Source organism: Ornithinibacillus proteolyticus (assembly GCF_039581225.1).
In the GTDB taxonomy this organism is placed as follows: domain Bacteria; phylum Bacillota; class Bacilli; order Bacillales; family Amphibacillaceae; genus Ornithinibacillus; species Ornithinibacillus massiliensis.
This window is the reverse complement of sequence record NZ_JBCPXV010000018.1, coordinates 1-13,834: the sequence shown is the minus strand read 5'-3', so window position 1 is coordinate 13,834 and position 13,834 is coordinate 1. Positions and strand designations below refer to the sequence as shown.

Below are 13,834 nucleotides of genomic sequence, written 5' to 3'. Positions count from 1 at the left end.
CAACATAAGGAACCTCCCGATGGAATAATCCTAGGGAGGCTCCTTTCAAATTCTGACATACTGTTCTCTCCGAAAACTCTTCCGTATTAGCAAAATCAAAACCGGAAAAAACATGAAGTAAACTAACTTTTTCAAATAAGATTTACGTTTCATTTTCTAAAACACCTTCCCCTTCTACCCTAAAGATAAGGCCTTATACCTTTCCAATTCATCTGTTGTAATTAAAATTGATGGGTACGCTTTAAAGCTCTTCATTTGTTCTATAGTATTAACCGTCCAAACCACTAATTGAACTTCCATGCTTTCGCACTTTTTGATGTGCTTTTCTTTAATCGCCTTACAATTCACAGCAAAGTACCGAGCATTCATCTTCTTAATGAGTCTAAAATGGGATGGACGAACTTTATTTACTAAAGGGCCTAATTGTATTTCATCTGATATCGCACGTAGCTTTAATAAGGAATCATGATTAAAGGAGATAACATACACTTGATCTTCCATCTCGAATTTCGTGATTATGTCATATATTTCCTGTTCAATACCGGGATATAGTTTTGGCTTCTTTAATTCGATTGAAACGATAATCCGATCTTTAGCTATCGTCAACACTTCTTCTAAAGTCGGGATCTTTTCTTCAGAATGAATCGTAAATTGCTTTAATTCCTCTAGTGTATAGTCACGAATCTCTCCAGTTCCGTTCGTCATCCTGTCAATCGTATGATCATGCATGACAACAGGAATACCATCCTTACTCATATGAACATCTAATTCCATATGAGAAAATCCTAAATCAATCGCGGCTTGAAAAGACGATAGTGTATTTTCTGGGTAGTTCACAGGATAACCTCGGTGAGCAATACCTCGAATCGTCATTAAACTTCCCCCTCAGTCTACGATTTCCTTGTTACTACAAGTATAGAAATAGACTATTAAGTGTATATGGAGAGTTTGTGAAGAGTGTGTAAATTGAAGTAAAATTTGGAATTAAACAGACTGGTACAGATTAAATGAAGAGTAATGAAATTAATGATAGTTTGCGCTACATTTCGGAAGGTTCCCGTTTGAAGAATAGGCTGGGGCAAAACTATTTCTAACATAGGATAAACTGAACATGAAAGTTAGCGCATAAAACTAAAAAAGAAAAATAGTGGGCAAAGTCAACCGTCGATGACCTTACCCACTAGTCTCAGTATGTTTTTTTGTACGTTTATTGTAAGACCTTCACTTTACCTTTTGCCTTCCCTTGTGGTCCCATCACTCTTTCATAAGTAGTGTTACCCGCATTATCAGTAACCGTTACTTCTACTACTGAGCTTGGATGAAGATCTGTAATGAGTTGTTGTGTTTCCCCTTCAAGAATTTCAATAGGTTCTCCATTTACCTTGATTTCAAACTCACTGACTCCACTTCCTTGTCCATCTTCTACCATGATTAGCGCTTCACGCTTACCGCGTCGGATATCAGATGTTACGGTTGGTGCCTGTGTGTCTAATAATACTGGAATTTCAATAGATTGTTCTCTAGCTCCTTCATAGTCAATAACTCCAACTGCTTGTAAGTAGTATTGACCATCTGGTGCTACGTTTCCATCAATCGTTCCATCCCACATCCAATCAGAAGAAACCTTATAATAGGATGCTCGACCAGAATCATAGTAATCTTTACGTATATTCGATTCGGTGTAAATTGTTTCTACAAGATTACCATCCTTATCTAGAACATTGAAGCTAACTTCCTTCGCATTTCTTAAGAATGATAGGATTAGACCTACATCATCTCGTACACCATTACCATTTGGTGAAAATGCTAGATTAGTAGCGTCTTGACCTAAGTAGTCATATGATCCTTGATTAACTGTTGTTACTACTCCAGTCATTTCATAATATGACATTGGATCCCATAATGGAGCATCAAAGATTGGTGCTTCATCCCACGCACCTTTGAATCCTACATAAGGTACCGTTAGTTCTGGATTAGTATCAGTTGGATCTGTTAACGTAACAAATCCTTCTAACCAATAACCACTAGTAAAGATGGTTTGTAAATCTTCATCCCACTCGCTAACATCAATCGTAACTTCAAAGGTGGTTGTACCATTCGCTGGGACCTCCACTGTACTACTTGCTTTCCCATTAACCGTTGTAACTGCACCTAAATCAAGGGCACCCAATAAATTCGGTGCTGTAACCATAAATCCAGAAGCACTTACTGGTGTATCCGTTTGTGCATTTGCACGTACCTCATAGCTTACAGCTTCATCCGAATAGTTTTCTGCAGTTAATTCAAATGTAACTTGGTTATCAGCAATTTCTTTCAATGCAACTTTTGCTTCACCTGTTTCAGCATTTGTCACTACTACAGGAGTTGAAAGTGCTGAGTGAAGTTGCATTAAGCCGGCACCTTGACGACGCGGCGATACGAATGCCCCATCAAACTCTACAGGAGTAGATGTATTCATTAAAATGTTCTTTGCTAGTTCAACTCTATTTCTACCCTCAAATCCAAATTCATTATCTACACGTTCCAATACTAAAGCACTACCACCAGAGACATGTGGAGCTGCCATAGATGTACCTGATTTCACACCATATTCACCATTATTTAATGTAGAGTAAATTTGTCCACCTGGTGCTGTAATTTCTGGTTTGAAATCCAGGTTCGGCGTTAATCCCCAAGATGAGAATTCACTCATTTGTCCCGCTTCTGCATTTGGTACAGATGTCTGTTCCCCAGTAAAGGTAACACTTACAGCTTGTCCATTTAATAGTGCTTCTCTTAGTTTGTCACCATCTGCCTTCGATAAGAATACCTGTGGAATCACTATTTGAGGATCTGTTGCCATACTGACCATGCCATCTGTATTATTATATACAATAACACCTGATGCTCCTGCTTCTTGTGCATTTAATGCTTTCGTTACAAAGTCTATCTCTCCACGCTGAACGAGCGCATATTTCCCTTCCAGATCTTTCCCTTCATAATCTTCTGGGTGACCAAGACCTGCTTCTACCAGTTCATACGTATTGCCTACTTCTGGATCTGTTTGGCTAGAAGACATATATGCCGCAACGCCACTTTCTCCACCTTCAATTGCAAATTGTAATGCATCAATTGTCATGAAACTATTTTCAAACGATGCAACCTGCAATGAATCATATGCTAAGCCTGGAGAACCACTAACCCCATAATCTGGATTAGATGCGTATGGATAGAAGAACCCATCAGCAAACAATGCAGAGTTTCCAGCAGAAATAGACATGACAATACCATTTTCCACTGCTCGGGTAACAGCTAATTGCTCTGGATTTTGACTATCTACAAAGCCAGATGCTGATCCTAAGCTCATATTTAATACATCTGCGCCTAATTTAATCCCATCATCAATGGCCGCTATGTAAATATCTCCATACGTATATTGCATACCTGGGTCGTTCCCAAATACTTTAAAGTTTAAAATTTGTGCATCTGGAGCAATTCCGTCAATCCCGCCATTAGCCTCACCATTTGCACCAACAGTACCAGCTACATGCATACCATGTGAGGATGCACCAGGATAATTATCTGTGTAATTATGGTTTTGATCCATATAGTTGTATCCATAAGGAACCTTTTCTGTGTAATATTGACCAGGTAAACCTTCTGATTGTATCTTTTGATTTACATCTTCTTCAGATAAGGCTACAGAAACACCTTCTGAAAGCACCATATCTTGGTGAGTATGATCAACACCAGAGTCAATTACCCCGATAACCATACCCTCTCCTTTAAAACCATAGTCACGCCAAGCTTGCTGTGCTTGTACTAATTCCTTACTATTGGCCATATTCGGTTCATCAATTGGTCGCTCATACTTAGTTGAAATGACAACACTTTTTACATTAGGAAGTTTTTCTAATTCCTCCATGTCACTGTATTTCACTTCAGCACTAAAGCCATTCACCACAGTATCAAATTCATGAAGGACCTTTGCATTGATTTTCTTATCCTTCATTGCCTTTTTGGCTTTATTTTTCTTTTCTTTCGCTTCATTTAGAAGTTTCTTCTTCTCAGCTACACTTAAGTCACCAAACTTTTTTCCTTGTTTTGTAGCTTTTTCAATCGGTGCCTCACCGTCTATTTCAACCGTGACACGAACGATTTCGTTAGGATCGATTGTTTCTGCTAATTCCTTGGAAAGATCACTCTTTTCAAGGTTACGATCAACGACAATGTCACCCGGTGCTGCAAAGGTAACCGTACTAAACGCTAAAAGAAATATTAAAGATAATACCGAAATTCTCTTAAGCATTTTCTTCCTCCTCTAAAAAGTTTTGACTTAAGTCTTTAGCCCCCCTACTAAATCTAGTAGCCTAAAAACTTAGTACCTCTAATAATAGAGAATTCCAAAAACTTGGACAAGTTACTAAAGTCTTAGTTAAATATAACTGTATATTTAGATGAATCTACAATATTCTGCATGTTTTTACAATTAAGCGCGATCAAAAATAGGCTAAATAATCTAGAAAATGTGCGATCTATACTAAGTAATATTCATCAAAGAATTCTAATTCGACAATAGTTTTATTCTTAAATACCGGATTGGCTTTAACTTTCGGTTGAGCACTAGTAAAACCTATGCTATGATACCCATGATACAAAGAAAAAAGATTCTGAAATGAAGGTGATTTAAAATGAGTAGTGCTTACCTGATCGCGATTGCAGCAATCCTTGCATGTGTTTCTATTCTATTAGTCTTTAAAATTAACATCGAAAAACTCAAAGAAAACCCTGAAAATACTGCAGCCATCCATACGAAGTTCTTCATCGGTGTCGCTATTGCAGAAGTTATCCCCATGATTTTGGTCATCTTTGGCTTGATGGACTTGACGCCTGCTGCCTCTATAGAAGAACTATATATTCCTGGAATCATCGTTATTTTCGCTCTAGTATTTTCACCATTATTCATTTTCCTTCAACGCTTCGTGGGCGTTCCAGAAAATGCGAAGCAAACTGTCATGACGTTCTCCCTAATCGGAATCGCCCTGGCAAATGCCATTCCATTAATAGCGTTAGTTGGTTTGTTTTTAATCTTACCGCAAGCCTGAAAGCCTTCCTTAGTTCGGAAGGTTTTTTCTTTTGATGTTAGTGGTGAGAACGGTAACCATTCTCCAAGGGACCGTCATACTTTCAAATCCCGACTATTACCAAACAATTTTATTGAAATATCCCTTCCATCCCAACCGAATCCCTACTATAATAAGGAGAGAATTTTGTACGGAGATGATTATTTTTGAATAAGCAGGAGAGAATCACCGAAGTTTGTATGCTTGCCGGAAAAATTATGTTGGAAAGTAGTGCGGAGACGTATCGTGTGGAGGATACGATGAATCGGATTGCACGGGCATTTGGTCTAGATAATTCACAGAGTTATGCAACGCCAACTGCGATTAATTTTTCCATCGATATAGCAAAGCCTGCCAATATGATGCGGATAGAAAAGCGAACAACGGATTTAAATAAAATTGCGGAAGTGAATAGTGTCTCAAGAAGAATCGCTTCCGGTGAATTAAATTTACAAGCAGCATTAAAAGAACTAAAACAGCTAGAGGGGCAAAAACCCTTGTATTCCAATCCAATCATGGTGCTCATTGCTGCCCTTGCAAGTGGCAGCTTTACCATCATGTTCGGAGGTCTGTGGGCAGACTTTATCCCTTCATTCGTTGCGGGGGGAATCGGTTTTATTGGATTTCTTTGGTTTGATAAACTAGTAGAAATTCGCTTTATCTCTGAATTTATTGCTTCCTTTATGATCGGACTACTAGCTGCCCTTTTCATTCAAACTGGAATCGGTGTAGAGCTTGATAAAATCATTATTGGTGCCGTGATGCCGCTCGTTCCTGGATTACATATTACCAATGCAGTGCGTGATTTGTTAGCAGGGCATCTGGTTGCTGGTTTATCAAAAGGTGTGGAAGCACTACTAACCGCCTTTGCCATTGGTGCCGGAATCGCTGTTGTATTAGCATTTATTTAGCATCTTAGGGTTTTATGGGAGGACAATTCTCTAGTCAGTGTTTAAACCTATTTTAGAATATACGATTGCAGTTTCAGTGGGGATTGGTTTAGAATAGAATTCATGTCTCAAAGGGTATCGGAGGTTATGATATGGGAATTCTTGCCCAGCTAGCGACAAGCTTTGTAGCATCGCTAGGTTTCGGCATTTTATTTAATGCACCAAAGAAAGTATTAATACAATGTGGACTTAATGGAATGGCCGGATGGATCGTCTATTATCTATTAGTTGACTATGGGATGGATCCAGTTGCAGCAACAATTCTTGGTGCCATGCTAGTCGCTGTCATTAGCCGAATATTTGCCAAAATGTACAAAACACCAATTATAATATTTAACGTTTCTGGCATTATTCCACTCGTTCCAGGTGGAATGGCATATAACGCCATGCGTAGCTTTGTCCAAAACGATTACTATAATGCATTTCAATATTCCACAAAGGTCATGCTACTTGCAGGCGGCATAGCCATGGGACTTATGTTCTCAGAGGTATTGAATCAAATTATGTGGAAAACATCTGGTAAAAGAAGAAGAACACAACTGTAAGCTTATTTGTTTGATTAGATGGACCTGGGGGGTGGGGAGATGCTACCTGTGTTGGGGGGCTTGTGACCGTTTCTGATTTAGATGCGACCGATTATCTCTTTCATCCGCCCGTTCTCGTGGCTGATGCTCCCTTTCTCGAGGACCTTGTGACCTTTTCTAGTTCAGATGCGCCCTTTTCTCTCTTTCATGTGCCCGTTCTCGTGGCTGATGCTCCCTTTCTCGAAACCTTGTGACCTTTTCTTGTTTAGATGCGCCCTTTTCTCTCTTTCATGTGCCCGTTCTCGTGGCTGATGCTCCCTTTCTCGAGGACCTTGTGACCTTTTCTAGTTCAGATGCGCCCTTTTCTCTCTTTCATGTGCCCGTTCTCGTGGCTGATGCTCCCTTTCTCCTGAACCTTGTGACCGTTTCTTGTTTAGATGCGCCCTCTTTTCTCTTTCATGCGCCCGAAATCCCGGGAGATAGTCCCTTTCTCCTGAACCTTGTGACCGTTTCTTGTTTAGATGCGCCCTCTTTTCTCTTTCATGCGCCCGTAGCCCCGGGAGATACTCCCTTTCTCGAGAACCTTGTAACCGTTTCTTGTTTTCATGTGCCCGGGTCTCTCTTTCATGTATCCGAACTCCCGGGAGATAGTCCCTTTCTCGAGAACCTTGTGACCGTTTCTAGTTTAGATGAGCCCATTTCTCTCTTTCATGCGCCCGAAATCCCGGGAGATAGTCCCTTTCTCGAGGACCTTGTGCTCTTTTCTAGTTTAGATGAGCCCGCTTCTCTCTATCATGCGCTCGAACTCACAGATAATACTCCCTCTCCCCACTCTCTATCCTCCCTAATGAATCGATGGTTTCTTATAAAGTTATGTATGTTACAATTGATGTATCGGGTGAGGAGGTTTTTCAAGATGGATATTGCAGCTATGTCTGTGGTGATGGCAAATAGTCAAGTTCGTTCAGATGCTAGTCTAGCCATGATAGCCAATGTTAAAGATCTCATGCAGCAGCAGGGAGCACAATTGACGGAGATGCTAAGTCAATCTGTTCAACAAGCTCCACATCCAACACTTGGTAAAAGTGTGGATATTCGGTTATAATCATGAAAAATCCCCTTAGCTACTGTGCAGAGGGGATTATTTCATCATTATTGATTGTTATCGTCGTCTCTTCTGTTATTCTCATCTTCTAATAAATTGTCATCATTATTATCTTGCCCATCTTCTCCAGTACCAGTACCATTATCATTTCCATTATCTGTGCCAGTACCATCGTTTAGGCCATCATCCATACCATCGTTCTCTAAACCATTGTTAAGGCCATTATCATCTTCCTGATTTAGCGGCGCTTCATCTTCAATGGGATCTTCGATTGGATCTTCTGTATCATCATTGCCACATGCCGCCATAAGCGATAATGCCAAAACAGGTGCCCCTAGTTTAATTAGCCATTTTTTGTTCATGACATTTCCTCCTTGTAGTAATAACTTTCGGAATTAGCTTACCCCTTTATACCAAATCTGATACGGATTTTTTTACGGAAATTTAATGTATTTATAGGATGAAGGAATATTTTATTATCTGTTTAGTTCCGAAGTCCTGGAGAAAATAAAAAATGCTACCATAAAGGCAGCATTCTTAATTTTATTTAATCGCAAAGGTGATTTCCGCTTCACAAGCTAATTCGCCATCAACTGTTGCGATTCCTTTACCTTTTCCGATTGGACCTTTCACACGAACGATTTCCACCTCTAGTTTGAGCTGATCGCCTGGTTTCACTTGTCGTTTAAAGCGACATTTATCAATACCGGCAAGAAATCCGAGCTTTCCGCGATTTTCTTCTTTCCCTAGAATAGCGATAGCACCCGCCTGGGCTAAAGCTTCGACAATTAATACCCCTGGCATTACTGGATAATCTGGAAAATGCCCTTGGAAAAATGGTTCATTTACTGTTACATTTTTTAAACCGACAACACGCTTTCCTTCTTCCACTTCAAGAACTTTATCTACTAGTAGGAAAGGATAGCGATGTGGAATAGTATTTTTAATTTCATTAATATCCAAGTTAAAACGCTCCTTTTTGTATGTTTCTTCTATTATACCAGATAATAGTAGTAGGTATTAGTAATTTATGCTTTTATATAATCCATCACCTTTTGTATATACGTATCCAATCTATTTTTCGTATCAATAACTAATATGGGATGATTCATTGGTTTTTTACTATTGCGGAGTCTGCTTTGAAAAATAACCTCTGAGCTGACTTCCTTTATCTGACTAGGTAAGCTTTCCCGTTGTTTAAGACGGTGATTGATTTCTTGAAAATCATCCAGATAACATTCCACATATTTGTATTTTACATTATATTGCTCCGCAAGTTGTTCTCCCTTTTCAATGATCGGTTGATATAGACAAGGACTGTCTAAAATGGCACTGTTGCCGATAGAAAGGTTCGTCTCAATCATTGCCCAATCCATTTTATAGGAAGCTTTTCCAGCTTGCTTTGTATCAATATCAGGTATTTCTTCTAGTAATGCTGTTTTCGACAGATGATGATTTACTAATACCGCACCTGTTTGGGAGGCAATCTCTCTAGCTAATGTTGATTTTCCCGAACCGGGAAAGCCTGACATTTGAAGAAAAAACATCCACGCACCTCATTTCGAAATAGGTTTTGTATCCTTATTTCTACATTTTGGCTAATTTTTCCTTCTAAAAAATATAAAAAACCTGTACTTATCCGTAGTACAGGTCCAATTCATTAGTTTTCTTTTTTCACAATATCAATTATATGCTGCCAAGTTTCCCATTTTAATGCATCACCAGGTTCCCCATCACCTATTATGCCATAACCAATCATTAATCCTGCGGCAAAAGCAACTACACTAAGGCCTGCAACAACAATAAGACGTAACCAAATTGGAAAAATACGTAGTCTTGGCTTTTTATTCTTACGTTTTTCTTCTTTTTGCTTTTTCTTTTGTTGTTTCCTAGTCTGCTGTAACGTTTCATCTAACTCCGCTTCGGCATTAGCAGACCTCTTCCTCCGTTGCTCTTTTGCAGTAGAAGCTTCTTTACTAGAAGAACTTTCCTCTTTACTTACCGGTGGTTTGGATTGTTTTTTTTCCGCTGTGCCATTTTTCTTTGCACCACTTTTTTCTTCTGCGGTTACTTCCAAACGCCTGCTTCTAGTAGATTTTTCTTCATTCGATTTCTCCACTTGGTTCGTTGTGGTCATAACTTGGTTCACCTATTTCCATACAAATCATTATTTATCTAAATATAAGTTATTCTGGATACACACGTCAATCCTCAATTTGGATTACGAACGTAGTTGACTTACTAATCCCATCATTTGATCGCCCATGGAAATTGTTCTTGCATTAAATTGATAGGAACGTTGTGCCGTGATTAGATCTGTTAATTCCTTACCCATATTAACATTCGATGTTTCCAAAGTACCACTTTTCAACTGTGCTGGTACCTCTTGAATAATTTCTGCCTGATTATATCCAAGTGCCGCTAAATCTGTTGGTAAGCGGAAATTGTTATTGCCAGTTGCCTCTAAAAGTCTTGGTCTAACCGCTTCGACTACTTCTAATTGCCCAACGACTTCCGTATTCATTCCTCGTTTTACAGTAATTAATCCATTATCTGCAATTTGAATATCATCAAATCCGTTTTCAAAAATGATTTGACCTGTTGTTCCTAGTACAGGGGCACCATCTTTTGTTGTCAGCATGACTTGGTTATTCGCAATTGGACTTAGATAAAATGAACCGTCTCTTGTATAACGTGTTTCTGTTACGTTATTCTCCGTTACCGAAACTTGGAATAATTGATTTGGCTGCAATAATGCAATATCTAAGGCACGACCAGTCTCTTGAAGAGAACCAACAGATAAATCAATATTAATGGAACCAAGCTTTGCACCCGATCCGACACGTACTCCATCCGGTGTTAATCTGCCTTCAGCGTTCGCTGGATCATTCAAATTATTAATTTGTTGATACAACAAGGAAGAAAATTCAGCTTGTCTTGCTTTATATCCAGTCGTCTGACTATTTGCCACGTTATGCCCAATGACATCTATCTTTTGTTGGAGTTGATTCATGGTTACTGCTGCTTGAATCATAGACCTAGACATGACGTTCCCTCCTTCTCCACTGGTAATTATCCAATTCGCCCAATCTCACTTACTGCTTTTCCTAAACTTTCATCATATGCTTTTAATACGCGTTGATTCATTTCGAACGTGCGATAAGCTTCCATCATTTGCGTCATCGTTTGTGCCGAATCAACATTAGACTGTTCTAGAAAGCCTTGTTGAACAGAGAACGTAGCCCCAGCAGGTACTGGTCCTGCTTCCCCATTATAAAGGCCATTTCCTTCCTTAGCTAACTGATTGGCATCCGGTGTATATGCAATTCCAAGCTGGATTTGTTGCCCACCTACTTGAAGCTGCCCATCAGGTGTCACGGTAAATTCCATCCCGTTCGTTTGAATCGGGTTGCCGGCTTGATTCAGAACATAATATCCTTCCGTTGTTACTAGGAATCCTTGTCCATCAACCGTAAAATTACCGTTTCTTGTATAACGTGGCTCACCATTTTCATTTTGCACGGTGAAAAAGATGCTTCCAGTCTCATCAGGAAATACACCATCAATTAATGCAAGATCCGTGGAAACTCCAGTCTCTCTTAAAGCACCTTGAACAAAATCTGGCACATATTCCTGCACATAAACACCTGTGTTTAAAGATCCAATCGGATTTTGAACTGGTAGGTTTTTCGGTTGCTTGGTTGGGAGCGTCTCTTGCCCCATTTGGTACATTAGCATCTCAGGAAATGCTCGTAGCGTCGCTTGATCTGCCTTGTAACCAGGAGTATTAGCATTGGAAATATTATTCGCTAAAGCTTCCTGTTGTCTTTGCATCGAAATCATTCCACTTGCAGCAGTATAAAATCCTCTTAGCATTACCATTACGCCTCCCCTTATGCGTACGAAATCTGTGATGCGCTCTCGCATAAACTTCAACGAGCTCATATCTTCTTTAGTAGAAAAACTCATTCGCTCTTTTTTAACGAATATACTGCCGGAAAAGCTTTTTACACTTCTCTATCTACCAAAAAATTAAACGATACTTCTACGTTCTACTTTATCAATATTTTCAAGCATAATTCCAGTTCCTTTTGCCACACAGTGCATCGGCTCTTCTGCTAGGAACACTGGTACCTTCAATTCTTCTGCTAATAACTGATCTATACCGTGGATTAGTGCACCACCACCAGTTAAGATAACACCTCGATCAATAATATCTGCAGATAATTCAGGTGGTGTACGTTCAAGAACAGACTTCGCACCCTGTACAATTAACGACACTGACTCGCGAAGTGCCTCTTCAATTTCATTAGAACGAACCGTGATCGTACGTGGAAGTCCACTTACCATATCACGCCCACGAATATCCATTTCTTCCTGGCGAGCATCTTTAAATACTGTTGCAATATTAATTTTAATATCTTCTGCTGTACGCTCACCAATTAGAAGCTTGTATTTACGCTTTATGTATTGAAGTATTTCTACATCAAATTTATCCCCAGCCATTTTAATCGACTCTGAGGTTACAATATCACCCATGGAAAGAACGGCTACATCTGTCGTACCGCCACCAATGTCCACGACCATATTCCCACTAGGCTGATAAATTTCCATCCCAGCACCAATAGCCGCAACCTTTGGCTCTTCTTCTAAGTATACTTTTTTACCACCGGACTTCTCCGCTGCCTCTTTTATCGCTTTTTGCTCTACCTTTGTAATATTTGTCGGGCAGCAAATAAGCATTCTAGGCTTTGAAAGAAACCCTTTTACATTGATTTTATTAATAAAATATTTTAACATTGCTTCTGTTACATCAAAATCAGCAATAACCCCATCCTTAAGTGGGCGAATAGCTTCTATATTTCCTGGTGTCCGTCCAACCATACGTCTCGCTGCTTCTCCGACCTCAAGTACTTTGCCTGTATTTCGATCCATAGCAACTACCGATGGTTCATTTAATACAATTCCTTTTCCCTTAACATGTATCAACACATTGGCAGTCCCAAGGTCGATCCCAATATCCCTTGAAAACATCAAAATCCTCCTCGTAAGAAACTTTCCGCACTTGTTTAGAAAACACAATGCTACTTATATAATATAATACCACAAATTTCTACATAAAACTGCAAATTAGGAAAAAAGTAGTAAAAATTAGTTTAGGTGAACTGGGGGCGGGGTATAGGACTGGATTTGGACTGTCTTGGGGCGGGGTGGATTTATTTTTTAGTTTTTTGGGAGTATTTGGGCTGGGGCTGGGCTTATCTTTTGGTTTATTGGGACTATCTGGCCGGGGGGCGGGCTCATCTTCTCCTTTATTGGGAGCATCTGGCTTCGGGTTGGGCTCATCTTTCGGCTTAGTGGGACTATCTAGCCTGGGATTGGGCTCATCTTTTGGTTTATTGGGACTATCTGGCCGGGGGGCGGGCTCATCTTCTCCTTTATTGGGAGCATCTGGCTTCGGGTTGGGCTCATCTTTTCCTTTATTGGGAGCATCTTCACTCGGGACGGGCTTATCTTTTGGTTTTTTGGGGCTATCTGGCCTGGGGACGGGCTCATCTTTCGGTTTATCGGGACTATCTGGCCGGGGGGCGGGCTCATCTTCTCCTTTATTGGGAGCATCTGGCTTCGGGTTGGGCTCATCTTTTGGCTTATTGGGACTATCTAGCTTCGGGTTGGGCTCATCTTTTGGTTTATCGGGACTATCTAGCCTGGGATTGGGCTCATCTTTTGGTTTATTGGGACTATCTAGCTTCGGGTTGGGCTCATCTTTCGGCTTAGTGGGACTATCTAGCTTCGGGTTGGGCTCATCTTTCGACTTAGTGGGAGCATCTGGGCTAGGAGTGGGTTCATCTCTCAGTTTATTGGGACTATCTAGCCCAGGAGCAGGCTCATCTTTCAGTTTATCGGGGGCATCTTCACTCGATTCAGGTTTATCTCCCATTTTATTTCGTGAATCATACCTTACTCATTTCATCTAAAATCCCAGCCCTACAAGCGGTTAATTTTCCCCGTATCAAATTTCCTAGAAATAGAGTAGGCGCATGAATCACTCATGCGCCTCTCGCAGTTCCGTACGTGCGGGTCATCGCATACGGCTCCTCCATGATTATTCCCTTTGGGAATGATGTTCATTGTAAATATCAACCAGAGAAA

The 13,834-nt window shown here is 40.1% G+C and carries 14 protein-coding genes; 4 read left to right on the top strand and 10 right to left on the bottom strand.

The window, feature by feature from the left end; all coding sequences use genetic code 11:
- Positions 1–174: 174 nt before the first annotated feature.
- Both AAIB49_RS10080 and AAIB49_RS10075 read right to left on the bottom strand, forming a co-directional pair.
- Positions 175–873, bottom strand: coding sequence for a glycerophosphodiester phosphodiesterase (locus AAIB49_RS10080; RefSeq protein ID WP_343457997.1), 699 nt, complete (start codon positions 871–873; stop codon positions 175–177).
- Positions 874–1,207: 334 nt separating this feature from the next.
- Positions 1,208–4,288 (bottom strand): S8 family serine peptidase, encoded by a 3,081-nt coding sequence (locus AAIB49_RS10075; protein WP_343457996.1) that lies wholly within the window; start codon positions 4,286–4,288, stop codon positions 1,208–1,210.
- Between the two features lie 382 nt (positions 4,289–4,670).
- Between AAIB49_RS10075 and AAIB49_RS10070 the strand changes: the two genes are divergently transcribed.
- The 4 genes from AAIB49_RS10070 to AAIB49_RS10055 all read left to right on the top strand — a co-directional run bounded on the left by AAIB49_RS10070 (position 4,671) and on the right by AAIB49_RS10055 (position 7,681).
- Positions 4,671–5,084 (top strand): hypothetical protein, encoded by a 414-nt coding sequence (locus AAIB49_RS10070; RefSeq protein ID WP_343457995.1) that lies wholly within the window; start codon positions 4,671–4,673, stop codon positions 5,082–5,084.
- A gap of 218 nt (positions 5,085–5,302) precedes the next feature.
- A complete protein-coding gene (locus AAIB49_RS10065) occupies positions 5,303–6,013 on the top strand; it encodes a threonine/serine exporter family protein (protein ID WP_445254547.1) in 711 nt (236 codons plus the stop codon).
- A 131-nt stretch (positions 6,014–6,144) separates the two neighbouring features.
- A complete protein-coding gene (locus AAIB49_RS10060; RefSeq protein ID WP_343457994.1) occupies positions 6,145–6,597 on the top strand; it encodes a threonine/serine exporter family protein in 453 nt (150 codons plus the stop codon).
- 895 nt (positions 6,598–7,492) lie between these two features.
- Positions 7,493–7,681 carry a YjfB family protein gene (locus AAIB49_RS10055; RefSeq protein WP_186868361.1) on the top strand — a complete coding sequence of 63 codons (189 nt, stop codon included), beginning with the start codon at positions 7,493–7,495 and terminating at the stop codon, positions 7,679–7,681.
- Positions 7,682–7,728: 47 nt separating this feature from the next.
- Here the strand turns inward: AAIB49_RS10055 and AAIB49_RS10050 are convergent, their stop codons facing one another.
- The 8 genes from AAIB49_RS10050 to AAIB49_RS10015 all read right to left on the bottom strand — a co-directional run bounded on the left by AAIB49_RS10050 (position 7,729) and on the right by AAIB49_RS10015 (position 13,622).
- Positions 7,729–8,043, bottom strand: a complete 315-nt coding sequence (locus AAIB49_RS10050; protein ID WP_343457993.1) for a hypothetical protein — start codon at positions 8,041–8,043, stop codon at positions 7,729–7,731.
- Positions 8,044–8,224: 181 nt separating this feature from the next.
- The gene (fabZ, locus tag AAIB49_RS10045) at positions 8,225–8,644 is read right to left on the bottom strand and encodes a 3-hydroxyacyl-ACP dehydratase FabZ (RefSeq protein ID WP_343457992.1); all 420 of its coding nucleotides are present in this window, start codon (positions 8,642–8,644) and stop codon (positions 8,225–8,227) included.
- Between the two features lie 65 nt (positions 8,645–8,709).
- Entirely contained in the window at positions 8,710–9,228 is a 519-nt protein-coding gene (locus AAIB49_RS10040; protein ID WP_343457991.1) for a P-loop nucleotide/nucleoside kinase family protein, read from the bottom strand.
- A gap of 113 nt (positions 9,229–9,341) precedes the next feature.
- Positions 9,342–9,818 (bottom strand): DNA-directed RNA polymerase subunit beta, encoded by a 477-nt coding sequence (locus tag AAIB49_RS10035; RefSeq protein WP_343457990.1) that lies wholly within the window; start codon positions 9,816–9,818, stop codon positions 9,342–9,344.
- Positions 9,819–9,902: 84 nt separating this feature from the next.
- Positions 9,903–10,727 (bottom strand): flagellar hook-basal body protein, encoded by an 825-nt coding sequence (locus AAIB49_RS10030; protein WP_343457989.1) that lies wholly within the window; start codon positions 10,725–10,727, stop codon positions 9,903–9,905.
- Between the two features lie 26 nt (positions 10,728–10,753).
- A complete protein-coding gene (locus tag AAIB49_RS10025; RefSeq protein ID WP_339213195.1) occupies positions 10,754–11,557 on the bottom strand; it encodes a flagellar hook-basal body protein in 804 nt (267 codons plus the stop codon).
- A 156-nt stretch (positions 11,558–11,713) separates the two neighbouring features.
- Positions 11,714–12,715 (bottom strand): rod shape-determining protein, encoded by a 1,002-nt coding sequence (gene mreB, locus AAIB49_RS10020; protein ID WP_339213193.1) that lies wholly within the window; start codon positions 12,713–12,715, stop codon positions 11,714–11,716.
- Positions 12,716–12,794: 79 nt separating this feature from the next.
- The gene (locus AAIB49_RS10015) at positions 12,795–13,622 is read right to left on the bottom strand and encodes a hypothetical protein (protein WP_343457988.1); all 828 of its coding nucleotides are present in this window, start codon (positions 13,620–13,622) and stop codon (positions 12,795–12,797) included.
- Positions 13,623–13,834 lie beyond the last annotated feature (212 nt).